General features: G+C 71.7%; 16 protein-coding genes and 1 pseudogene. 14 read left to right on the top strand and 3 right to left on the bottom strand.

Features of this window, described 5'->3' with window-relative positions:
* The first annotated feature begins 90 nt into the window (after window positions 1-90).
* The gene (locus Cs7R123_RS23090) at window positions 91-456 is read left to right on the top strand and encodes a hypothetical protein (protein ID WP_212829802.1); all 366 of its coding nucleotides are present in this window, start codon (window positions 91-93) and stop codon (window positions 454-456) included.
* A gap of 36 nt (window positions 457-492) precedes the next feature.
* On the opposite strand, the pseudogene Cs7R123_RS23085 reads toward Cs7R123_RS23090, so the two are convergent.
* A pseudogene (locus Cs7R123_RS23085) lies at window positions 493-1,271 on the bottom strand (transposase family protein).
* 31 nt (window positions 1,272-1,302) lie between these two features.
* Here Cs7R123_RS23085 and Cs7R123_RS23080 point away from each other — a divergent pair.
* From Cs7R123_RS23080 to Cs7R123_RS23055, 7 genes are all read left to right on the top strand, one after another.
* On the top strand, window positions 1,303-1,482 hold the full coding sequence (locus tag Cs7R123_RS23080) for a hypothetical protein (RefSeq protein ID WP_212829801.1): 180 nt from the start codon (window positions 1,303-1,305) through the stop codon (window positions 1,480-1,482).
* Window positions 1,483-2,516: 1,034 nt separating this feature from the next.
* The gene (locus Cs7R123_RS23075) at window positions 2,517-4,412 is read left to right on the top strand and encodes a hypothetical protein (protein WP_212829800.1); all 1,896 of its coding nucleotides are present in this window, start codon (window positions 2,517-2,519) and stop codon (window positions 4,410-4,412) included.
* Window positions 4,413-6,086, top strand: a complete 1,674-nt coding sequence (locus tag Cs7R123_RS23070) for a hypothetical protein (RefSeq protein ID WP_212829799.1) — start codon at window positions 4,413-4,415, stop codon at window positions 6,084-6,086.
* A 775-nt stretch (window positions 6,087-6,861) separates the two neighbouring features.
* Entirely contained in the window at window positions 6,862-7,311 is a 450-nt protein-coding gene (locus Cs7R123_RS23065) for a hypothetical protein (protein WP_212829798.1), read from the top strand.
* Window positions 7,312-7,886: 575 nt separating this feature from the next.
* Window positions 7,887-8,015: a hypothetical protein gene (locus Cs7R123_RS40800; protein WP_280517325.1), complete on the top strand. Its 129-nt coding sequence runs from the start codon at window positions 7,887-7,889 to the stop codon at window positions 8,013-8,015.
* A 196-nt stretch (window positions 8,016-8,211) separates the two neighbouring features.
* On the top strand, window positions 8,212-9,858 hold the full coding sequence (locus Cs7R123_RS23060) for an FAD-binding protein (protein WP_244872090.1): 1,647 nt from the start codon (window positions 8,212-8,214) through the stop codon (window positions 9,856-9,858).
* Complete coding sequence (locus tag Cs7R123_RS23055) at window positions 9,855-10,652, top strand: SDR family oxidoreductase (RefSeq protein WP_212829797.1); 798 nt, start codon at window positions 9,855-9,857, stop codon at window positions 10,650-10,652. Before Cs7R123_RS23060 ends, Cs7R123_RS23055 begins: the two co-directional genes overlap by 4 nt.
* Before the next feature lie 6 nt (window positions 10,653-10,658).
* Here Cs7R123_RS23055 and Cs7R123_RS23050 read toward each other — a convergent pair whose 3' ends face one another.
* Together Cs7R123_RS23050 and Cs7R123_RS23045 are read right to left on the bottom strand one after the other, a co-directional pair.
* Window positions 10,659-11,213: a TetR/AcrR family transcriptional regulator gene (locus Cs7R123_RS23050; protein WP_212829796.1), complete on the bottom strand. Its 555-nt coding sequence runs from the start codon at window positions 11,211-11,213 to the stop codon at window positions 10,659-10,661.
* Between the two features lie 413 nt (window positions 11,214-11,626).
* Window positions 11,627-12,601 carry a helix-turn-helix transcriptional regulator gene (locus Cs7R123_RS23045; protein ID WP_212829795.1) on the bottom strand — a complete coding sequence of 325 codons (975 nt, stop codon included), beginning with the start codon at window positions 12,599-12,601 and terminating at the stop codon, window positions 11,627-11,629.
* 398 nt (window positions 12,602-12,999) lie between these two features.
* Here Cs7R123_RS23045 and Cs7R123_RS23040 point away from each other — a divergent pair, with 398 nt between their 5' ends.
* From Cs7R123_RS23040 to Cs7R123_RS23015, 6 genes are read left to right on the top strand one after another with little or no spacing between them, the layout of a single operon-like run.
* On the top strand, window positions 13,000-13,263 hold the full coding sequence (locus Cs7R123_RS23040) for a hypothetical protein (protein ID WP_212829794.1): 264 nt from the start codon (window positions 13,000-13,002) through the stop codon (window positions 13,261-13,263).
* Window positions 13,264-13,296: 33 nt separating this feature from the next.
* Window positions 13,297-15,060, top strand: coding sequence for an AfsR/SARP family transcriptional regulator (locus Cs7R123_RS23035; RefSeq protein ID WP_212829793.1), 1,764 nt, complete (start codon window positions 13,297-13,299; stop codon window positions 15,058-15,060).
* Between the two features lie 17 nt (window positions 15,061-15,077).
* On the top strand, window positions 15,078-17,249 hold the full coding sequence (locus Cs7R123_RS23030; RefSeq protein ID WP_212829792.1) for a TOMM precursor leader peptide-binding protein: 2,172 nt from the start codon (window positions 15,078-15,080) through the stop codon (window positions 17,247-17,249).
* Window positions 17,246-19,099 (top strand): TOMM precursor leader peptide-binding protein, encoded by a 1,854-nt coding sequence (locus Cs7R123_RS23025; RefSeq protein WP_212829791.1) that lies wholly within the window; start codon window positions 17,246-17,248, stop codon window positions 19,097-19,099. The genes Cs7R123_RS23030 and Cs7R123_RS23025 overlap by 4 nt, the downstream gene beginning before the upstream one ends.
* A gap of 9 nt (window positions 19,100-19,108) precedes the next feature.
* A complete protein-coding gene (locus tag Cs7R123_RS23020) occupies window positions 19,109-20,692 on the top strand; it encodes a SagB family peptide dehydrogenase (RefSeq protein WP_212829790.1) in 1,584 nt (527 codons plus the stop codon).
* 5 nt (window positions 20,693-20,697) lie between these two features.
* Window positions 20,698-23,412, top strand: a complete 2,715-nt coding sequence (locus tag Cs7R123_RS23015; protein WP_212829789.1) for a lantibiotic dehydratase — start codon at window positions 20,698-20,700, stop codon at window positions 23,410-23,412.

Genomic DNA, 23,412 nt, shown 5'->3' with positions numbered 1-23,412 from the left:
CCGCCAGCCCTCATCCCCTTTGCATTTATCCCGGCCGACACTCTATTTGCAGGACTGCGGGCGTGACTTCCGGCGCGTATTCTGCGGCTGGTGACCGCTATCTCTTTGATGCTCGCGGTGCCGGACGCTCCCGTGGCATCCGCCTGGTATCAACGCGCTCTCGGCGCCACCGAGCTGTGGAACCTCGGCTCGGTGATCGGCTTGGAGATCGATGGGGCGCCGTTCTTTCCGGCCCAGCCGGAGGGCAACCGCTGGGAGAGCCCGGTTGAGCTGGGCACCACGACGGTACGGGTCGAGGTCTTCGTGGACGACCCGGACTCGTTTGCCAGCGGCGCCGCGGCTGCGGGGGCGGATTACCATGATCCGGTACGAGACCATGAAGCGCCGTGGGGGAGACATCGGCAAGGAGGCTTTTTCGATCCGTACGGGCATCTCTGGCTAAAGCGCGTTTCATAAGGCCGGAAGTCGTTGTGCTGCAACGACTTCCGGCCATTATCGGCCGCTCATGGCGAGGTTGTGCATGCGGGCGATGGCGCTTGCTGCGTGGTGAAGGCGGTCGCCCTTGAGGCGGCAGTCGCGCAGGACCTTCCAATCCTTGAGCCGCCCGATGACGTGCTCGACCCTGGCTCTGACCTGCCGGTGGGCGGCGTTGTCCGCCTCCTGGAGGGGCAGTAGGGCCCGTCCGGGGCGTTTGCGGTGTGGGATGACCGCGCCGGTGCCGTGATAGGCCCCGTCGGCAAGGACGATGACTCCGGCGCGGGCGATGTCGGCCGCGGCGCCGGAGTCACGGTAGGCATGGGCGTCTGCGTGTTGCCCGGCAGTGGCTTGCCGACGGAGGTGACCAGTCGGCTGTCGGCGTCGATGATGATCTGCACGTTCGCCGAGAACCGGTAGTTCTTGCTGGATGCGGCCAGTTCACGGTCACGGACCGGGACCAGGGTGCCGTCGACGATCCAGATCCGATCCGGGGCGTCGGGCAGCCGACGCACCGGGGCCAGGGCCAGTAGCGGACCCAGCCTGCTGATGATCCGGTGGACCGTGGCCGAGGAGATCCCGAACAGCGGGCCCAGCTGACGCATCGTCAGGTTCGTCCCGTAGTACACCGCCACCAGCAGTACTCGGTCGGTCAGCGGCAGCCGCCACGGCCGCCCGCCGCCCGGCCCTTCACCACCCCGGCGGCGCACCACGGTCACCAGCTTGGCGAACTGAGCAGCCGAAAGGCCCGAGAACGCCTCGACCCACACCGCGTCTGCTCCACATAGCACGGTCATAACCGGGCAACGAGAGAACGCGAAGGGGGTTATGAAACGCGCTTTACGCCACTACGTGAAGCAGATCGGTTACGAGGCCGACGACGTCACCGTAGTTCCAGCATCGGTCAGCGACTCGCACAACATCCTGCAGACGGCGCTCGACGTCGCGCCCTGGCACACCGGCGACACCGTCCTCGGCGCGATCGAGGAGCTGAACCAGGCCCGGTAACACGGCCCAGCGGCGTCGACGGTCGGAGTCCTACCGGCCACGTGCGCGGCGACGGCGTCGGCGCCGAGGCTGGCGTAGCTGCGGGTGTTTCAGGCTTGCGGACGACATGCATAAGCCCAACCGTCGGACTGGTGCGATGTTGCGGGCGAGGATGTGTGCTAAGCGCCCTTTGACGTCGTGACTCGGCGATTAGCCTGGCCGTCAGTTCCGCCGAGGGGAGGTTGGACTGCGGCCTCCGACTCCCAGCGACGGACATTGTCCGGCTTGGGGCGCTGGCTTCGTTGGTAGTCGTGTCCCTTCCGTAGCCCGTTTTCCACCTCGTGCATAAGTAGTGCCTGGTCGCCTTCAGCGCCAGGCTGCAACGCGAACTCATATACCCCTGGAGGGTCGATCTCATAGCCGCCTGTTGAGGTGACGGAGCGCGTCGATCACGGCTGGTCTGTCAAATGATGTACTGAGCCCGTTGAGCATGGGAACGAGTGACTTAAGTGCAACGGCCACAACTGCTGGCACGAGGTCGGCCTGGTCTCCAGAGTTTGCCGGTGGCGAGATCGACGGCCCGCTGGGCGCGAAGCCGCGGCTGCTGTAGGACGTCGCCAACTTCGATGACGCAGATCTCAGTTACCTCATCAACACGCTGTAAGTGAGAAGGGTTCTCTGCCGCGGGCTGGATAGTTCGGGCCATGGGCGCCGGATGGTGAACGCGACGGTCATCGGGCCGTGCGCTTGATCACCTCTCTGGTCGGTACCGGAGGGATCGGGGTGGACGTCGCTTACATCCTGCTCGTCGTACCGCTGGGCGACCCCGACGTGGCCGACGTCTGCTTTGTCATCCGCGCTTGCGCGTGACCGTGCGTCGCTCGGCCCGCGTCCAGCCGTGAACTCGAATCACTCGTTTCACGCCAGGATTCATGAAAATCAGCCCTACAGACCGGCCACGGTCGACGCCGCACGTCGTCGCCGCGCCACGTCGTCACGATTTTCACCCGAGGGGTTGACTATCTGTAGTGGACTGATCGCACTAACCTTTGCTGGTGCTGGCGGATCTGACCCTGTCTACGCATCCAGATCTATCGACCTTGGTCGCCGAGCAGCATCACTGGCGGCATCCCGGACACCACCTGCCCATCGTCGTGCTGACAGCCCCCGCCGGCGGCGGCGCGCTCGAAGCCATCCGGGAGCTCGAACACCGGTACCGCGAGCTGCCCAGCGCGCTGATCGACCTCGCGCCGTACCGTGAGGCCACCGTGGTCGACGTGCTCGCCGCGCTGGCCGACCGGCTCAGCCTCGGTCGGCCGCACCGCTCCAGCCTCATCTTCCCTCGGTTCCTGCTCGGACTGCTCGCCGCGCGTTCGCCGAACGCCGACGGCAAGGCGGCGATGGCCGCGCTACAGGCGGACTTCAGCCGCGCCCGGGTGTCCGAGGACCTGCGCGCGGTCGCCGCCAAGGCCACCAGGACCGCCGCCGAGATCGTGAGCGGCGCCAGCGGGGTGCCCCTGCCCGTCATCGAACTCGCCTGGGAGGTGTTCCGCCTGGTCCGCCGGGGCCAGCGGTCTGCCGCCGACCGCTGGTGGATGGCGGCCAACGGCCGGCCGAGCACCGACGCGCTGCTACAGCTGCGCAACGACCTGCGCAGCAACATCCCTGCCGAGGTCGAGCGAGCCGAGCTCAGCCTCGGCGAGGCGTTCCTCGCCGACCTGAGAGACGCCTACCGCGGCGGCGTGTTCGCCGGCCAGCCACCCACGTCGGCGCTGGCCCTGATCGCCAACGTCCAGACCGATGCCGGCCAGCGGCTGCTCGAACTGATCACCCAGGCCCGAGCCCGAGCCGCGGCCAGCCCCGACCCGCTGCTGATCGTGGTGACCGCCGCCGCAGACCTGCGGCTGCTGAACGGCGTCCCGCCTGCCGGCGCCACGGTCCGGCCGATCGAGCCCACGGTGCGGACCTCCTGGCTGCACCCGATCACGATCGACTCCATCACCGAGGATCAGCTCGTCCTGATCGCCGGTGAGGCAGGCGTGATCAACAGCGACACCGCCCGACGGATCTGGCGGCTCACCGGGGGGCACCGCGGGGCTCTGGCGGCGGTGCTGACCCAGAAGCCGTCCGGTGAAGCCCTGCGCAAGCAGCCCGAAGATCTACCGCCCTGGCTGCTGGACGCCTTCGACCCGCCGAGTCACGACCTGTCCCCGCTGGTCGGTGCGCAGCTCGCCGGTTGCCTGCCCGGGATGTCGCCCGAGCTGACCCACCAGCTGATCACCTGCAGCGCGGTCAGGCGATTCGACGTCGTCGAGCTCAGAGCCGCACTGGACTCCGAATCCGCCCGGGATGTGGCCCGGTTGCGCATCGAGATGCAGGACCGGCTCTGGCTCGGATCCGAGGGCATGCTGCATCCCTGGCTGCGGTGGCTGCTGCGCGAGCACCTGCGCCACCGCGCCGATGACGGCCCCTCCTGGGCGGCCGTACACGACCGGCTGCATCAAGCAGCGCGCACCCGCGGCGACACGATCACCACCGCCTACCACCGGCTGGCCGGGTCCGGGCACGAGGACGCCCGTGGCAGGTTCTTCCTCGACGGCCTGCGTGATACGGCGGCCGAACTCGACCGCTGCCTCGACGAGCAGAACGGCACCACCTGGACCGACGCGCTGCTGGCGATCGGCGACGCCCCCAACGGCCTGCCCCGGCGCCGGGCCGTCACCATCGGCGAGCTGACCGGCTGGTCGGCTTCCCTGGGCCGCCGCCGCCAGCTCGTCGCACGGCTGGTCGCGGCGCTGTGGATCGACGCCGACCCGCTGCTGGGAGCGAGATCGGAGATCGCGAGCGAGATCGTGAACCATCTCATCGAGCTGAGCGGCCTGGTTCCCGCTTCAGCCGGTGAACTCATCGCCCTGAGCCGTCGATTCGAACGGAGAAGGAGAACTCTGTAGATGGTCCGCTTGTGGTCCGGAGTGTCGCCCCGTCGGCGCACCCGCAACGTCGTCCTCATCATGCTGGCCCTGGCCATGCTGTCGGCCGGCACCGTCTGGGGTGTCTCGTACCTGAACGAGCTGACCAGCCGATGCGGGACGCCGAGCGCCCTGACCGAGGTCCGGCGTTTCATGGACTCGGAAGAGTGCGTCGGGTTCACCGACGGCAGCCGCCCGTTCGAGGTCAGCGACGCGTTGACGGACATCCAGAAGAAGATCAAGGCGGAGAACGACAAGGCCGGGGACAAGACCCCGCTCAACGTCGTGATCGCCCTCGCGCTGCCGTACGGCGGCCAGGGCGGCGTGACCCCGACCTCGGCGGCCGACCAGCTCACGGCGGCCCACTGGGCCCAACTCGAGGCGAACAGGCGCGGTAACGACGTCTGGTTCCGGCTGCTCATCGCCAACATAGGGCACGACAGCGTGGCCTGGGAGCCGGTTTCGAAGCAGCTGATCGAGCTGCGCCACCGCAAGGAACTGGTGCTGGTCACCGGACTCGGGCAGAGCAAGGAGGGCACCGAGCGCTTCGCCTCCGCCCTGGCCGCGGCGGAGATCCCGATGATGGCCACCCTGCTTACGGCGGATCGGCAGGTCGGACTGGACGCGGCGCCCGGCGACCGCTTCCCGGGAATCCACCGGATCGCCCCGACCAACCGCTACCAGGTCCAGGTCGCCCTCGAGTTCATGCGCACCCGGCCGGACAAGGCCCACGACGGGTGGGAACCCAGGCCGGTCACCCGGGCGAACACCGTGCTGGCGGTCGTCGACGACCCGAAACATCCCGACCCCTACGTCCAGTCGCTGCGGGCCGACTTCAACAGCCTCGTCGCCGGCGCCGACAGCCCTCCCGCCGAGATCTATCTGAAGCTCGTCACTTCGCCGGAGACACCCGGCAAAGTGTTGAACCTCATCTCCGAGGACATCGCCGACCGAGTGCTGGCGTACTGCCCGAACGGCTCGGTGGACACCATCTACCTGGCCGCACGCGCGAAGTACGTGCGCAAGTTCGTGAACAAGCTCGACGAGCGGTGCAGCCCCGACCGGCCCATCACCCTGATCACCGGCGACGATGCGACCGATCTGGTCAACCTGCCGGTCGAGGACGCTGAGGACAAGGACGGCGAGGCGCTGACCGCCGCGCTGTCGCGGGAGAAGCCGGGCGTGCAGCTGTACTACACCGGGTTGGCCCATTCCCGGCAGTGGGCGGGCCGGCCCGAGGCCTCGGACGTGCAGGAGCGCATCGACGCGCTGACCAAGGAAAACGACGGACGGGCGCCCAGCGGGACACAGATGATGAGTTACGACACGCACACCATCGCGTTCCGGGTGGCGCTGAAAGCTCTGACGAAGCGCAAAGACCCCCACCAGCCGCCCATGGAGTACCTGAGCATCCAGGACAGCTCCGTCCTCCCGTTCGACATCCCGTTCTGCGGGACGGTAGGCCCGGTCCGGTTCGCGAGCGAGGCGAAGGCGCCCGTCTACGAGGGTGATGCCATCAGGCGGGCCGTTCCGGTGATCCGGGCCGTGGTCGGGTCCGAACCGGCCGTCTACCCGCTCTTCCCGACAGAGGAGGTCAAGCAGGAAGCTCTCGCCGATCTGAAGGACGACTGCGCACCCACGGGTGGTCCGGCCTAGCGCGGCCGGACCACGGGTCGAACCGCCACGCCGGCCGGTGACCGGCGTGGCGGCGACCCCGTCGAAGCGCTCGGCGAGCAGGCAGGCGGCCTGATGCTCGCCGAGCATCGACAGCGCCGGCAGTGCGGATGGAACCGGCACCCGGCCGGGATCCGTGACTCCCGACAGCACGATCGGCGCCCGCCCACCCGCCTCCGGCAGCATCGAGATCAGCGCCGCCGTGTATGGATGCCACGGCACCGCAAGCACCTGCTCGGTCCGTCAGATCTCGATGATCTGCGCAGGTACATCACCGCCAACCGGTCGGCGAAGCGCCAGCGCAGGTCGTGCGTGACGAGCGCCGCAGGGCCCAGGCCGACAGCGACATCCGCAGCCCGGCCAGAGGCTCGACATCGCCGCGCGATCCCCACGTCGTCAACAGCACACCAAAATCGCCCAATTGAGCAGGTCGTGGTTCCAGATCGGCCATGTCCTGCAGGCATGGCTGGGCGACGGGCCCTCGCGGTCTGCGCCGCCGAGGACGGGACAGGACGATCCAGCCACAACATCGTATGTAGCGTGGGCCGCAGGCACCTGGTCCATGCGGCGTTTCGTCGAGCATGCAACGCCCATGAGCTGCTTCGCGATTACCTCGTCTAGGTCGGTTAGGGACAGCCGACGGCCGGGGTGAGGCCGGTTGGGCGTCGCAGCGGCGGCAGTCGGCTCTCGCGCACTCGAGACAGTCTGCCAGGCCCCTGACAGAAGATGTCAGGGGTAGTCCGCCACGATGGTTGGCATGAACGACTTCGACTTCCTCATCGGCTCGTGGACCGTGGTCAACCGTCGGCTCAAGACACTGTTCGCCGACAGCGACGACTGGGAGACCTTCCCCGGCATCACCACCTGCCGGTCGATCTTCGACGGCGCCGGCAACACCGAGGAGATCATCTTCCCGACGCTCGGCAGCCGCGGCTTCACCCTGCGCCTGTTCGACACCGAGCGAAAGGAATGGTCGCTCAACTGGGCGAACAGCCGCACCGGTCTGCTCTACCCGCCGGTCGTCGGCACCTTCACCGGCGGCCGCGGCGACTTCTACGGCGACGACACGCACGACGGCAAGCCGATCAAGGCACACTTCATCTGGTCCGACATCACACCCACCTCGGCGCGGTGGGAGCAGGAGTTCTCCCTCGACGGCGGACAGACCTGGGAGTCCAACTGGGTCATGGAATTCACCCGAGCCTGACCGAGCGGCTCGGCCCAGCAGCGGCCGAGCCGCACCCCGACCCACCGGCTGCACACCGTGCGATCGGGCCGGTTCTGCGGCGGTGGGCGGGCACAAGTGACCGGCGTGCGTCCGTAAGCTGGGCCGCTCGGCGATCTTGCTCTGCCCCGAGCGCCGCAGGGAGACCGATACTCCACAGCTGGAGCGAACGCACCTACCATCTCGACCACGCCTAACGGCGATGCCTACGCTTCGATCGACCTATCCGCTCCACACACGGACCGGTCGAAGGGTAGCCACCCTCGCTGATCATCTGTCCACGCCCGCCGCAGCCGTGGCATGGTGCAAGGACCTCGAGGCGATCTGGAGCTTGCGGCTGAATCGCCTCCGACGCCTACGCAATGCGCTCGCCCACGGCGGCCCAGCCGCGGCGGACGCCGTCGCGACAGTCGGGCCCTTCGGGATAGAGCTGGCTCGGACCGGATTTGCTTCCGCGCTCCTCGCATAGGCGGCACCTGGTAGCCAGTGGCCTCCTCTTCCCACTCGCTGAGTGCCCAGGCCAGGTGGGAGTCGACGACCAGTCGACGCTGCAACCGATGGACGACACCGCCTGGACCTTCCTGGACGGCCGCATCGACGCGGTACTCACGACGGTCCGGGCCGAGTCTGCGGACCGGGCCGCGCAGGGGCAGGCGCTCACCGCACTGATCACGTCCCTGGGCTGACCGCCCGGATCTCGGCCCGGACCGGATGGCGGGTGCAGGACCGCGGTTCAGTCCGCCGGGCGGAGATCCTCCCGTGGTGCCGATCGTGTTCGGCGCCAAGCGGCGGGCGGCAGGGGAGGTCTTGCGTTTTGCCGGGGCGCGCGTCATCCTTGTCCTCCAACCGGACACATGTGTCCGGTTGGAGGAGGAGTAGATCATGGTGGACTTCGACAGGGAAGTCGACGTCCTGATCGTCGGCACCGGCGCGGCCGGATTCGCCACGGCACTCGGCACGGTCGACGACGGCCTCTCAGCCCTGATGGTGGAGAGCACCGGCAAGTGGGGCGGGAACAGCGCGAAATCCGGCGGCGGTATGTGGCTGCCGAACAATCCGCTGATGCAGGCCGACCGCGTCGCCGACTCTCGCGAGGAGGCGCTGGCCTACCTGGAGGCCACCGTCGGGACCGAGGGCCGGGCCGACAGCCGGGAGCGCAAGGAGGCGTTCGTCGACGGCGTCGCCGACTTCGTCGACACCGCCCGCAGGCACGGCATGACGTTCGTACGCGCACCCGAGTACGCCGACTACTACCCCGAGCGGACCGGCGGCAAGATCGGCCGGGGCATCGAGCACACCCCCTTCGACGTCCGCCGCATCGGCGCCTGGTGGAAGACCTCCCAGGCCCCTGCGGCGATGCCCGTCCTCACCGACGACGTCTGGCTGCTCGGCCGCGCCTGGTCCACGCCCAGTGGCTTCCGCCGCGGCGCCAAGCTGGTCCTCCGCGCGCTGGCCGGCATCCTCACCGGCAAGAAGCTGGCCGGTATCGGCGCCGGCTTGACGGCCTCGTTCCTGCGCACCGTGGTCATCGACAACAAGACCGAGCTGTGGCTCAACTCCCCGCTCGAAGACCTCATCGTGCAGGACGGGCACGTCGTCGGTGCGCGGATCAGCCATGACGGCCGAGTGCTGGCCGTCCGGGCCCGCAGAGGCGTGATGCTCGCCGGCGGCGGGTTCGACGCCAACAAGGCCTGGCGCCGCAGGTACCACGGCATCGACGGCAACCCCTCCGGCGCCCCCGGCAACCTCGGCCGCCCGATCGAGATCGCGATGGCGGCAGGGGCGGCCGTCGAGCTCATGGACGACGCCTGGTGGGGGGCCTCGGTCGCGCCGACGTCGGTCTCCGAGCCATCGTTCATCGTGGGGGAGCGGTCCTTCCCGTACACGGTCATCGTCGACGCCAACGGCGACCGCTTCGCCAACGAGTCCGAGTCATACGTCGACCTCGGCCACCACATGCTCGAACACGACCGGCGGGGCACGTACTGGATGATCGCCGAGCGGCGCCACGCCCGGCGCTACCTGCGCACCTATGCCATGGACCCGAAGGCGAGCCAGGCCATGAAGCGGGAAGGCGTCATGTTCCAGGCCCGCACCCTCGCCGAGCTCGCCAGCAGGATCGGTGTCGAGCCCGCGCGGCTGACCGCCACCATCGAGCGGTTCAACGGCTTCGCCCGCGCCGGTGTCGACGGCGACTTCGGCCGCGGCAACTCCGCCTACGACCGCTACTACAGCGACCCGCTGGTGCACCCGAACCCGAACCTGGGGCCGCTGGAGCGGGGACCGTTCACCGCGGTGAAAGTCGTCGTCGGCGACCTGGGCACCAAGGGCGGCGTGGTCACCGATGCCGACGGACGGGCACTGCGCGAGGACGGCTCGGTGATGGAAGGGCTCTACGCGGCCGGCAACAACTCCGCCGCCGTCATGGGACGCACCTACCCAGGCCCCGGATCCACCATCGGCCCGGCCGTGGTCTTCGGACTGCGGGCGGCCCGCCACATGGCCCGCCACACGAAGGAAGCCGCATGAAACTCGACAACAACGTCTTCGTCGTCACCGGCGGCGGCAACGGCATCGGCGGCCAGGTGGTCATCGGACTGCTCTCCGCCGGCGCCCGCGTCGCGGCAGTCGACCTCAACGCCGCCGCGCTCGGCGCCGTCGCGGCACGGGCGAACGCCGGCGACCGGCTCACCGTCCACGCCCTCGACATCACCGACCGCTCGGCGGTCCTGGCGCTGCCGGACACGGTCGTGGCCGCACACGGGCAGGTCGACGGACTGGTCAACGTCGCCGGCATCATCCACCAGTTCAAACCCCTCAGCCAGCTCGGGTTCGACGACATCGAGCGGGTCATGGCGGTCAACTTCTGGGGCACGGTCAACACCACCAAGGCGTTCCTGCCGCTGCTGCAATCCCGGCCCGAATCGGCGCTGGTGAACGTCGCCAGCATGGGATCGCTGGTGCCGGTCCCCGGCCAGAGCGCCTACGGTGCCAGCAAAGCCGCCGTCAAGCTGTTCACCGAAGGGCTCATCGCCGAGCACCAAGGCATCCAACCCAAGGTCAGCGTGGTGTTCCCCGGCGGCATCGCCACCAACATCCTCGGCAACTCCGGCATCACCATGCCGGGCGCGAACGCCTCGGCGTCCGCCGTCAAGCTGACCTCGCCCGAGCAGGCCGCCCGACAGATCATCGACGCCGTCAGGACGGGTCGGCCCCGAGTGGTCATCGGCCAGGACGCCAGAGCACTCGACCGCCTCGGGCGGCTGGCACCCACCCGCGCCATCCCGTTCATCGCCGCCAAGATGCGCGACTTGATCAAGTAGGGCGGCTCACGGTCGCAACGCGCGGTCGAGCAGGGACCAGGCCGCCTCGGCCGTGGCACGGCGCTCCGACTCGGGCACCTTCGCCACCAGCGAGGCGATCATGCCCACGGCCAGCATCACGTCGTCGACGGTCACCGCCGGGCGGAGCTCTCCCGCTCGGCGGGCCTCGTCGACCACACCGACCAGCGCCGCACGCACCCGGTCGTAGATCGCCTCTAACCGCGGGTCGCGATCGGCACTGGTCACGATGTCGACGAACGCCACCGAATCGATCATCTGCCGGGTCAGGGCCGCGAACAGGTCGTCGACGCCGCAGCCGGGAGCGGCGGACAACGCCTCGATCTCCGCCACGTTCGTGTCGAACGCCGCCAACGCCAGACTGACCCGGTCAGGAAAGTGCCGGTAAAGCACTCCCTGGCCGACCCCGGCCCGTTTGGCGACAGCGTTGAGCGGGGCGTCGATACCATGCTCCGCGAAGACCTCGGTCGCCGCCGCGACCAGCGCCAGCCGGTTCTCCGCAGCGGCGCCCCGACCGCGATTGGCGCGGGGGCGGGCGGTCATCGGCGGTCGAGGCGGTCGATGGTCATACCGCAACAGTACGGGCCGGACCGGCGCGCCCGGCAACCTCCGGCTCGCGGGCAAGAATGCTCGCGTGTGTCAGCGGCTGCGGTCGTAGAGCGGGATCGACATTGGGATGGTCGATCTCGGCCGTGGGCTGGCCGCGGACACCGCCCCTTGCGACGGCGAGCGGCCGGGTCGGCGGGTCGGGTTCCCGAGGTTCCCCGGTACGGCGCCGAATCCTCCGGCAGGCTGGCGCCCTACGCCCTGGCCGGGCCGTCGGGCCAGCCGGTGTGGATGACCGGGTGGAATCTGTACGCGGCAGGCGGAAGCGGCTCCGACACCCTGGGCGACCGGTAACCGCCGTCACCGATACGCGTGTCCGCGCCCCAGCGCTGGTGTGCGTCCGGGCGCGGTCACACCCAGCCCCGGGCGGCGGCCTCGACGCCTGCCTGGAAGCGGCTCTCCGCGTCGAGGCGCTTCATGATCTCGGCGACGGTGCGCCGGACGGTCCGTTCGGACAGGCCTAGCTGGCGGCCGATGGCCTCGTCGGTGCGGCCGCGTCGCAGCAGGTTCAGGATGGCCAGAGCCTGATCGGTCAGACCGTTCTCGTCCACCCGCGTCCGGTCGGCCAGAACCCTGCCCTTGTCCCAGGTCAGCTCGAACAGCAGGCGCAGTGCCGAGACCAGCCCGTGGCTGCGGACCTCCAGTGCGCCGCGGCCGGACTGCCGGGGTTCGGCGGGGATGAGGGCGTACCGGTCGTCGACGATGATCATGCGTAGGGGCACGTCGCTGACGATGCGGCTGTGTTCCCCCTGCGCGGACATCCAGGTGGCGAACGCCAGCGTCTCCGGATCGTTGAGGATGCTCTCCTGGTAGACGCCGCGCACGGTCACCCCGCGGGACATGGCCAGCGGGGCGATGGCGTGGCCGAGGGCGATGGCGCCCGGCGGGATGGCCCGGCCCGCCGTAAGGATGAGGCAGCTCTCCGCCGCGGTTCGGGCGAACTCGGTGAGCCGGTCGCGGATGACGTCCGTGCCCTCCAGCCGGACGATCTCCTCCCGGCCCAGCTCCGGCTCCTGGCTGGCCGCCCGCGCCAGGATCATGGCCCGGGTGACCTGGATTTCGAGCTGCTGCGCGTTCATCTCCTGCTGGGCGCGGTCCAGCAGGGCGAGCAGCCCGATGCGGGGGTTGACCGCCCGTAGCGACCCGGGCTGGCTGTGGGAGGGCTGTACGAGCGCGTGGTCGGCCAGTGCCGACAGGGCATCGTGCACCGCCGACTCCGGGGCGCGGATATGGTGCGCGATGTCTGCGACGTCCCAGTGCGGATGTTCCAGCATGGCCCAGTACACCGATTCGGCTACCGCGGGCACCCCCAGCCGTTCGAGCACCCCATCCTCCGCATTGATAGTCGAGGACGAAGATTAACGGAATTTGACCACGCCGCAATACCCACCTAATGGGACATGGCGTGAATGCGTCCTGGCCGCAGCGTTTCTGCCCGCCTGTCATCCCATGACCTGTCACATGATCTTCATCGTCCCGGCACGTGGGACACCCGGTCGGCTCCATCCGGACGCGGTCCGGAAGCGGCCACGGCCGGTTCCGCCACGACAGCGGATGGTGACACCGTCGTGTTTGGACGGCACGCTCAGTGCGCCCCACACCCCCGGCGGCACCACAGGCGAGGAGTCACCCATGCGCACCCGGCGACGCCGCACGACCATTCCGGCACCGGCCGACGGCTCCGCCCCGGAGCGCTGAGGCCGCCCGTCCCCGGAGATGCGCCGTGCTGCTCACGCGGATCGCGCTGCGCCCGCCCCCGGACACCTGCGCCGGACTGTCCGCCGGTGAGCTGGGCGACCTGCTGTGGCTCAACGTCACCGCCGCCGACGGCATCCAGCACATCCACGCCCGGACGGTTGCCGGCCGCATCGAGGTCGCCGTGTTCACCGTGGCCTCCGAACAGGCCATCTCCGACTACATCGTCGAGCGGATCTGCCGCCGCGCGGTCCGGGTCGTGCCCGCGCTGCGCGGCTGGACCGTCGCCTGAACCCGCCACCACCACCCTCACAGGGAGAACGCCATGAGCGACGGCCCTCCGGCCCGGGAGCAGCGCCTCGACGCGCCGCAAGCCCCCCGGCCCGCGGCCGTGTTCCGTGTGCTCGGGCCGCTGACCATCACCAGCGGCAGCGAGGCGCTGGTGCTGCCGCCGTCGAAGGTGACCTCGCTGCTGGCCACCCTGCTGCTGCATCCCGACGAGGTCGTGTCGACCGGCATGCTCCAGGAGGCCATCTGGGGCGACCAGCGCCCCGGATCGGCCCGCGCCGCGTTGCAGACCTGCGCGCTGCGGCTGCGGCAGATGTTCGCCCGGCACGCCATCACCGGCGCGGTGATCAAGACCGTCCCCGGCGGCTACCGCATCACCGGCAGCGCGCACACCATCGACCTGCTCCACTTCCGCGACCTGGTGAGCCAGGCACGCGACGAGCCCGACCCGGACGCGGAACTGGCCGCCCTCGAGACCGCGCTGAGCCTGTGGCACGGCCCGGTGCTGGCCAACGTGCCCTCCGAGTCCCTGCACCGCGACGTCGTACCCCGCATCGTCGAGGAGCGCGTCCGCGTCATCGAACGCGTCTGCGAGCTGAAGATCAGGCTCGGACGGGACCGGTCCGCGCTGGTCGACCTGTGGGCGGCGACCCGCGCCCACCCCGCCAACGAACGGTTCGCCGCGCAACTGGCCGAGGTGCTGTACCGCACCGGCCGCCAGGCCGACGCGCTGGCCGAGCTGCGGCGCGTCAGAGAACACCTCAACCACGAACTCGGCGTGGACCCCGGGCAGGGCCTGCGCGCCCTGGAACTGTCCATCCTGCGAGGCGAGCGGCCGGCCGCGGCCGAGCCTCCCGCACCGGCAGGCCCGATCAGCATCACCTCGGCGTTCGTCGGCCGCGACGCGCTGTGCCGCGCCGTCGTCGAACGGCTGGCGGCGGGCATCCCGATCCTGGTCCTGAGCGGCCAGCCCGGCATCGGCAAGACGGCCTTGGCCCGCCACGCCGCGCGGCTGGCCGCCGACGCGTTCCCCGGCGGCCAGATCCTGATGGCCATGCGCTCGCCCGACGGGCGGCCGTCGGCCCCCGAGCGGCTGCTGCCGCAGGCGGGACCGCCTGGACGGCGGCTGCTGGTGCTCGACGACGTCGCCGACAGCGACCAGGCGCTACAGCTGCCGGCACTGCTGTCCGACGGCGACACCATGCTGCTCACCAGCCGACTGAGCCTGTCCGGGCTGGTCGCCCGATACGGCGGCTGGCTGCACCGGCTGGAACCGCTCGAACCGGCCGAGTCGGTGCGGCTGCTGGGCGGAGTGCTGGGCCCCGAACGGATCAGCGCCGAACCGGCCGCCGCCGCCGAACTCGCGGCGCTGTGCGAACACCTGCCGCTGGCGCTGCGGATCGTGGCCACCCGCATCCTGCTGCGCTCCCGGATGACCCTCGACGAGGCCGTCGGCTGGCTGGGCGCCGACCGGCTGGGCCGGCTGAGCCTGCCCGGCGAACGCGACATGTCGGTGCGCGCCCGCTTCGACGACGTGCTGGCCCAGGCCGGGCCGGACCACGCCGGAGCGCTGCGGCGGCTGGCCGCCACCGGCCTCGCCGCGATCACCGTCGACGAGGCCGCGGCGACGCTGGACGTCACCACGGCGGCAGCGCGCCGCCTGCTCGACGAACTCGTCGACCGCAGCCTGCTGGAGGAGTCGGCGGCGCACTACCAGGTCGGCGACCTGCTGCGGCTGCACCTGCACGAACCCGCCGCGAGCCACCCGCACCCCGGCCACACGCCACCCCACCTGAACTGACCGAAGGGAGCCCTGCGATGAGCACGGCATACGAGACCGTGGCGCATAGCCGGCCCCGGATGCGCCACGACGTGCTGTACACCCGCACCGAGGACGGGGTGCTGTTCCACAACTCCAACAGCGGCTTCCGGCTGACCTCGCCGACCGCGTACCGGCTGGCGTCGCTGCTCGTGCCGCACCTCAACGGCCGCAACCGGGTCGCCGACATCTGCGCGCCACTGCCCGACGCGCAACGCACCATGATCGGCGAACTGATCCGCGCCCTGTACGACCGCGAGTTCGCCCGCGACATCCCCGACGACGACGCCGACCCGTCGGCGGTGCTGGACCCGGCCGTGGCCGCGCACTTCGCCGCGCAGCTCGCCTACATCGACCACTACGTCGGCGGCGCACCCCGGCGGTTCGCGGACTTCCGAGCGGGCGCGGTGACCGTCCTGGGCGACGGCCCGATCGCCCGGGCGTGCGCGGCCGGGCTGCTGCGCAACGGGGCGGCGTCGGTGACGGTGTCCGCCGGTGTCACCGCAGCACTAACCGCGGACCTGGCCGAACTGGACGAGGCCGGTTGCAGCGTGACAGTGGCCGAAATGCCCGCGGGCCTGAGCGAACCGCGCTGGGCCGACCTGGACGACAGCGGGATCGTCGTCGTCGCGGGCGGCCCGGACGCGCCCCGCGACATCCTGCGACTGCTGGCCGAGGGCATCCCGGCCGGTCGGCTGCTGCTGCCCGCGTGGGTGGCCGGGCCGCGGCTGCTGATCGGGCCGCTGCACGGCCCCGGCCGACACGGCTGCTGGTGCTGCGCCATGCTGCGGCTGGCCGACAACGACACCACGGGCGCCGCCGCACGGGTGTGGCAGGCCGCGGCACTGCCACCCGGGCACGCGGTCGCGGGCGAGCAGCCCGGCGGCCCGCTGGCGGCCATGGTCGGCAACCTCCTGGCGTACGAGGTGTTCCGGCTCGCCACCGGCGCACTACCCGCCGAGACCGACGCCGCCGTGCTGGTGCAGCACCTGGCGTCGCTGGACGTGCTGGCCGAGCCGCTGCTCACGCACCCGTCATGCGGCTTCTGCCGCCCCGGACCCGCCCCATACGACGTCAGCAGTGTGGCGCTGGACCCGCCGCGCGAGGCCGGGCAGGACCCGACCACCGCAGCCGAGGCGGCGGTGGCGCAGCTCGCAGCCCACCAGCCGCTGCTCCAGCCGCACCTGGGCCTGCTGCGCCGCTACGACGACGAGCAGTGGGACCAGACCCCGGTCAAGGCCGGCGGGGTGGAGCTCACCGCAGGCGGCCGCCGCCGCACCGTGACCGCCTTCGACGTGCACCACGTGGCCGCCGCCCGCCTGCGGGCCCTGCGCGCCGCCGCAGTGGCCTACACCGGCCACACCGCGGTCACCGAACCCGCCCCCTCCGATCTGCCCCGCCACGACGCCGCCCGCCTCGGCCTGGCCTCGGGCTGGGCCGAAAGCGGCCCGGCCGCCTGGGTCCAAGCCCGCCTGCTGGCCACCGGCCGTCCGGTCGCGGTGCCCCGGGCCGCGCTGGAACCGTTCGGCCCGGCCAACACCGACCACGCGGTCGAGCCGACGTGCGCCGGCGCCGGCGCGGGCGCCGACCTCGCCGAGGCAGTCCGCGCCGGGCTGGCCTCGGCACTGAGCCACCGTGCCCTGCGCAGGCTGCTCGACGGCGCGGGCGAGGCCCGCCAGATCCGGCCCCAGACCCTCGGCGACACACCCGAGCTGAGGTTCCTGACCAAGTCGGCGGCCAACCTCGGGGTGCAGGTGGAACTGCTCGACCTGGGCGGCGGCCCCGCGCCGTCGGCCGCCACCGTGCTGGCACGCTGCGAGGACGCCGCCAGCGGACGCACCCTGCATGCCCTGGCCACCGACCCGGACTGGACGGTCGCGGCCACCGCGACCCTGCGCGACGTGCTCGGCCAGGCCCAGCTGCTGCGGCAGAAGCCCGGCCGCGACGTCGACACCGGCGACCCGCTGCTGGTCGACTTCGACGCGGCGGCCGTCACACCGGCAGGCGACGCCGACGGCCGACCCGAGGCGCGCGGCACCTGGACCGACGTGCTCGCCGAGCTGCGCACCGCAGGTCTCGACGTGCTGGTCGCCCCAGTCTCCGGCCCCGACCTGGCCCGCGGCGGCCTGATCGCGGTGCGGGTGCTGCTGGCCGCGGAGGCCGACCGGTGACCACATCGGAGCTGGTCTGCGCGGGACTGGCCCGCCTACTGGCCGAGCGCGGCTGCCCGGCGCAGGTGCTGGCACTGGGGGCACGCGACGAGCTGACCGCACCCGCCACCGCCGCGCCAGGCCCGCACATCCTGATCTACGGACGCCACGCCCTGATCAGCCCCATCGGGCCGGCCTGCACGTCGTGCCTGGCCCGCCGGTGGCAGGCGGTGCGCCACCGCGACCTGCGTGACGCACTGGAACTGGGCGGCGACACGGCCGCGGCCGGGCCCTGGCCCTACGCGACCCCGTTCGCCGCCGACCTGCTGCACCACCTCGTGCAGGCCCGGCAGGCGATGCCCGCCGACCCGGTGCTCGGCACGGTCCACCAGGTCGACCTGCAGACCCTCCAGGTGCGGCGGGTGCCGCTGGTGCCCGACCCGGAGTGCCCGGCCTGCGGCCGGGCCGTCGACGACGCGCCCGGACTCGCCCCGGTCGACCTGCTGCCCACGCCCAAGACCAGCCCTACGGCGTTCCGCAGCAGGCCCGTCGACGACTACCGGCTCGACGTCGAGGCGTTCGCCAACCCGGTCTGCGGGGCGCTGGGCGCCACCCTGTGGCAGGACACCACCTCGCTGTCCACATCCCCGGCAATCGGGTCGTTCACCCTGCGCACCGGCCGCTACCTGCGCGAGACCCTGTACGGCGGGCACGCCGACGGCTACCGGCGCAGCTCCCGCATCGCGGTCCTGGAGGGCCTGGAACGCGCCGCCGGGCTGCGGCCGCGCGGCAAGCGCACCGCCGTCACCGCGAGCCTGGACGAACTGGGCGCGGCCGCGCTGGACCCGCGTACCTGCGGCCTGTACAGCGACGAGTTCTACCGCACCAACCCGTACGTGCACCGCTTCGACCCGAGCCGCCCGATAACCTGGGTGTGGGGCTGGTCGCTGCGCGACCGGCGTCCGGTCCTGGTCCCCGAGATCCTCGTCTACTACCACGCGTCCTCGGTCGACGAGCGGTTCGTGCAGGAGACCTCCAACGGCTGCGCGTCAGGCTCGTCACTGGTGGAAGCGGTGTACCACGGTCTGATGGAGGCCGTGGAACGCGACGCGTTCCTACTGGCCTGGTACGGCGGCCGGACCCTGCCCGAGATCGACCCCGACAGCATCGACCGGCCGCAGATCCGCGCCATGGTCGACCGGCTGGCGATGTACGGCTACCAGGCCCGGTTCTTCGACACCAGGATGACCTTCGACATCCCCGTGGTCACCGCCGTGGCGGTACGCCGCGACGGCGGGCTGGGCACGCTGGCGTTCGGCGGCGGCGCCAGCCTCGACCCGTACACGGCGATGACCGCGGCGCTGTGCGAGATCGCCACCGACTCGGTCATGGTCCGGGTCCGGGCCCACGCCGACGAGGCCCGCCTGCGCGCGATGGTCGACGACTTCGGCAAGGTGCAGGGCCTGCACGACCACCCGCTGCTCTACGGGCTGCCCGACATGGCCCGGCACGCGGCGTTCCTACTGGAGCGCGGCCCGCGGCCCGAGACCATGCAGCGGCTGTACGAACACCACCGGCCCGCGCCGCCGCTGTCGGCCGACCTCGCCGACGACCTCGAACTCTGCGTCAAGACCGTCACCGGGCAGGGCTTCGACGTCATCGCCGTCGACCAGACCATGCCCGAGCAGCGCGACCTGGGCGTGCACACCGTCAGCGTGGTCGTGCCCGGCCTGCTGCCGATCGACTTCGGCTGGCTGCGCCAGCGCGCCCCCCGCTCGCCGCGCCTGCGCACCGCGTTCCGGCAGGCCGGGATCCTCGACCGCGACCTGCGCGACGACGAGATCCACTCCGTCCCCCACCCGTTCCCGTGAGGTGCCGCCATGACCGCTGACCCCACCGGCTTCGCCCACGCCTACGCCTCCGCCATCCTGCGCCGCGGCCGCGAGCCCATGCCGCCGACCGACTTCGCCCCCGACTGGTCCGACGCGCCCCGCCGCGGCAAGTACTACCCGCACGCCACCACGTTCCCGCTGCCGGAGCCCCGCCCCGCCGGTGCAGCCCTGGACACCGCGCTGGCCGCAGGCGCCGACACCGACGCCCCGTTCACCACCGAGCTGCTGGCCGGCATGCTGCACCACTCCTACGGCCTGCTCGGACGCAGACTCGGCATCCAGGCCAACACCGATCTGGGCGCGCTGCCGTCCTATGCCCACGCCAACTGGCACCGCGGCACCGCCTCCGGCGGCGGCCTCTACCCGTGCAGCGTCTACTGGGCCGCAGGCCCCGGCGCCGGGGTCACCCCCGGCGTCTACTACTACGCCCACGCCCGCCACGCCATGCAGCGCCTGCTCGCCGGGGACGTCACCGACCGGGTCCGCGCCGCGCTCGGCGGCCACGCCGCAGGCCAGTTCCTCATCATCGGCGTCAAATACTGGCAGAACTCGTTCAAGTACAACAACTTCTCCTACCACGCCGTGTCGATGGACGTCGGCACCGTGCTCCAGACCTGGCGGATGTGGGCGGGCGCGCACGGCCTGCGGATCCGTCCCGTGCTGTGGTTCGACCAGGCGGCCCTCGGCGACCTGCTCGGCCTGGCGACCGACGACGAGGCCATGTTCGCCGTCGTCCCGCTGACCTGGACCATCGCGCCCGCCGGACCACCGCCGCGGACGGCCCCCCGCCCCCGGGTGCGCCACGCCGACCAGGAACGCTCCCGCACCCTGCTGGACTTCGACACCCTGGGCCGGATCCACCGCAGCACCGCAGCCGCGGCCGCGCACCGCCCGGCCGCCGGAGCGCTGGCCGCCGCCGCGGCCCACCCGGTGCCACCGGGGCCGCGGCTGCCGCTGCCGCCCGCCGAGCCCATGGACATGCCCCTGTCCGACGCGCTGCGCCGCCGCCGCAGCAGCTTCGGGCGCTTCCAAGCCGACCGGCCCATGACCGCCGCGCAGCTGTCGGCACTGCTCAGCGCGACCGCAGCCACCGCGGTCGACTGCGAGGCCGCGACCGCCCAGGACGGACCCCTGGCCAAGGTGTACGCCTTCGTCAACCACGTGACCGGCGTACCCGCCGGAGGCTACGAGTACGACCCTGCCGGGCACTGCCTGCGCCGGGTCACCGAGGCACCGCCCGGCATGTTCCTCCAGCGCAACTACTTCCTGGCCAACTACAACCTGGAGCAGGCCGCCGCCGTCCTCGTCCCGACGGTGCGCAGCCACGCCGTGCTCGACGCGGTCGGCGACCGCGGCTACAACCTGGTCAACGCCACCATCGGCGCGATCTCGCAGACGTTCTACACCGCGGCGGCCGCGCTGCGGCTGGGCGGCGGCGTGGCACTGGGCTTCGACAACGTGTCCTACGTGGAGGAGCTGGGCCTGGCACAGACCGGCGAGTTCCCACTGCTGATCATGCTGGCCGGGCACGAACGCGGCGGGCTCGGCGACTACCGCTACGAGCTGCGGTGACCCCCATGCCGACGACGACCCCGACACACACCCCGGCCGGCTGGCGGGCCGGGGACTTCTTCGCCGCCCGGGTGGCGGGCCTGCCGCTGTCGGTGGTCGAACCGCTGCGCTGCCCGGACGCCTGCGCGTGGGCCGACGCCGTCCTCGCCCAGCGCGGGCGGCTGGCCGACGACGGCGCGCACCTGAGCGACCTGCTCCACGAGCTGATCAACGCCAACGACGACGACGCCGCGCGCCGACGGCTGCTGACCCTGCGCCGCCAGGTCTTCAACAACACGCTGCCAGCCGATCCGGCACCGGCCCTGGCCGCCGTCGAGGCCGCCCGCCCGGCCGCGGTCCCCGCCGTCACCGCATGGCTGGACCTGCGGGCCGACCTCGCCCGGCTGGAGCAGGACGGCGGCGCCCGGTTCGCGGCGGACACCGCGCTGGCCCGCACGCACCTGTGGCGGCTGGCCGACGAGCCGCGCCTGCGCGGCGGAATCCAGGTCGCCTCACCGGTGCTCGACGAGCACCTGGCCACCACAGCCCCGCCGGACCCGGCCGCACCCGCGAACAAGAAGGCCCGCCGCACCGAGCGGTCGCTGCTGTCCTACCTGTACCGCACCGCGTGCAAGACGAGCCCGTTCAGCACGTTCACCGGGGTGGCCTGGGGCAGGCTCGAGGACACCGCCGCCGGACTGGACCTGCCGGTCGCCGACGACTGGCACCGCCACACGCGCCTCAACGTCGTGGTCGTGGCGCGGCTGGCCGACCTGATCGCCGCCGACCCCGGCAGGCGCGGCGACCTGCCGGTCGTGCTGAGCCCCGGCTGGCGGCGCGACGCCGACCGCATCCGCTACGTGCGCCACTGGGTCACCGCGGGCGACGACAGCGCCGCGGTCAGCTTCGACTCGGTCCGCGACGGGCTGTTCTTCCTGCGCCGCAGCGGCGTACTGGACCGGCTCACCGCGCACCTGCACGAGCACGGCACCGTCCGCTGGGCAGACCTGGTCGACTGGCTCAGCGCGCAGACAGGCGCCGAGCGGCCCGACGCCGAGGCGTACCTGTCGATGCTGACGCGCCTGGGCATGCTGCGACTGCTGGGCCTGGACACCGACGTGCACGCCGCCGACCCGGTCCGGGCACTGCGCGCCGCCCTCGACCACGTCGACCGGCCCTGGGCGGCGCGGCTGTCCGACCAGCTCGGCGAGGTGTCGGCGCTGGTCGCGGCATACTCGCGGGCCGACCTGGGCGGCCGCCGGGACCTGCGGCACCGGCTGCGAGCCTCGCTGCACGCCGCCGCGGCGACGCTGGGCGCCGACACCGCCGCACTGCCGCAGGCGCTGCTCTACGAAGACGCCCGCATCGGCGGGCAGCCGCTGGCCGTGCCGGCCGCCACCTGGCGCGACATGCTCGGCCCGGACCTGGCCGCCGTCGAGCAGGTGCTGCCCGCCTTCGACCAGACCCTGCCGCACCGGATCATGTTCCACGGCTTCTTCCTGGCCCGGTTCGGTGCCGGCGGCCGCTGCGGCGACCTGCTGCGACTGGTCGACGACTTCCACGACGACCTGTACGACCAGTACTCGGCCTACACCGCCGGCCGCCGCCCGTTCGCCGAGGACGGCACCTACACCCCAGAGGAGAACTGGCTCGGCAGGCCCGAGATGGCCGCGCTGGACACGGCGCGGCAGAGCTTCGCCGCGCGGATGCGGGAACTGGCCGCCGCCGACCCCGACGCGGCAGAGCTGCGGCTGCCGCCGCAGGCGCTGGCCGAGATCGGCTCGCAGCTCGGCGCCGCCGCCATCGGGTTCCGGCCGCAGGGCCACTTCGCGCAGCTCGCGCAGCGCGACGACGGGCCGCTGCTGGTGCTGAACCAGTCCTTCGGCGGGCTGTCGTTCCCGTTCAGTCGGTTCACGCACTGCTTCGACGGCGACCGGCACGACCTGGCGGGGCTGCTGCGCGAACACGCCCGCACGCAGGCGCCCGAGGGAGCGGTGTTCGCGGAGCTGACCGGCGGCGCGGCGACCACCAACCTCAACCTGCACGCCACGCTCACCGACCACGTCATCGTCTGCCCCGGCGAGACCAGCGACCTGCCCGCCGAGCGGCAGCTCACCCTCGACGACCTGCACCTGGCGCACGACGAGGCCGCCGACCGGGTCGTGCTGCGCTCCACCCGACTGGGCTGCGAGGTGATCCCGGTGTACCTGGGCTACCTGATGCCGATGGCGCTGCCGCAGATCCCGCGGACCCTGCTGCTGCTGTCACCGGCGTCGATGATCCGCCTGGACGTGTGGCGGGGCGTGCCAGGCGTGCCCGGTCCCGGCGGGATCACCGCGCGGCCCCGGGTGCGGGTCGGCAACACGGTGCTCAGCCGCCGGAGCTGGTCGCTGCGCGCAGGGGACCTGCCGGCGGCCGGCGACCCCGGCGCCGACCCGCGGGCGTTCCTGGCCTGGCGCGGCTGGCGCGCCCAGCACGGCCTGCCCGCGCAGGTGTTCGCCACGGTCTACCCGGCCGACCCCGGCCGCGTCGCGGCCAACCCGAAACCGCAGTACGTCGACTTCGACAGCCCGCTGTCGCTGCAGGTGTTCCAGGCCGATGTGGACGATCCCGGCGACCGGGTCGTGCTGCGTGAGATGCTGCCCGCCGCGGGCGAGCTGCACGCCCGCAGCGCGCACGGCGCGCACGTGGCCGAGCTGGCCGTGGAGACCTTCCGCACCTACTCCAGGGACGCCCGATGA

This window comes from Catellatospora sp. TT07R-123 (assembly GCF_018327705.1).
GTDB lineage: Bacteria > Actinomycetota > Actinomycetes > Mycobacteriales > Micromonosporaceae > Catellatospora.
The sequence above is the reverse complement of the archived record's forward strand: the minus strand, read 5'-3'. Positions and strand labels throughout refer to the sequence as shown.

What these genes read in the sequence shown, in the direction of transcription:
- Cs7R123_RS23070 (WP_212829799.1), top strand. Translation starts at nt 4,413, where the DNA reads ATGGTCCGCTTGTGGTCCGGAGTGTCGCCCCGTCGGCGCACCCGCAAC.
- Cs7R123_RS23035 (WP_212829793.1), top strand. Translation starts at nt 13,297, where the DNA reads ATGAGCGACGGCCCTCCGGCCCGGGAGCAGCGCCTCGACGCGCCGCAA.
- Cs7R123_RS40800 (WP_280517325.1), top strand. Translation starts at nt 7,887, where the DNA reads ATGGACGACACCGCCTGGACCTTCCTGGACGGCCGCATCGACGCGGTA.
- Cs7R123_RS23015 (WP_212829789.1), top strand. Translation starts at nt 20,698, where the DNA reads ATGCCGACGACGACCCCGACACACACCCCGGCCGGCTGGCGGGCCGGG.
- Cs7R123_RS23030 (WP_212829792.1), top strand. Translation starts at nt 15,078, where the DNA reads ATGAGCACGGCATACGAGACCGTGGCGCATAGCCGGCCCCGGATGCGC.
- Cs7R123_RS23055 (WP_212829797.1), top strand. Translation starts at nt 9,855, where the DNA reads ATGAAACTCGACAACAACGTCTTCGTCGTCACCGGCGGCGGCAACGGC.
- Cs7R123_RS23065 (WP_212829798.1), top strand. Translation starts at nt 6,862, where the DNA reads ATGAACGACTTCGACTTCCTCATCGGCTCGTGGACCGTGGTCAACCGT.
- Cs7R123_RS23020 (WP_212829790.1), top strand. Translation starts at nt 19,109, where the DNA reads ATGACCGCTGACCCCACCGGCTTCGCCCACGCCTACGCCTCCGCCATC.
- Cs7R123_RS23050 (WP_212829796.1), bottom strand. Translation starts at nt 11,213, where the DNA reads ATGACCGCCCGCCCCCGCGCCAATCGCGGTCGGGGCGCCGCTGCGGAG.
- Cs7R123_RS23080 (WP_212829801.1), top strand. Translation starts at nt 1,303, where the DNA reads ATGAAACGCGCTTTACGCCACTACGTGAAGCAGATCGGTTACGAGGCC.
- Cs7R123_RS23060 (WP_244872090.1), top strand. Translation starts at nt 8,212, where the DNA reads ATGGTGGACTTCGACAGGGAAGTCGACGTCCTGATCGTCGGCACCGGC.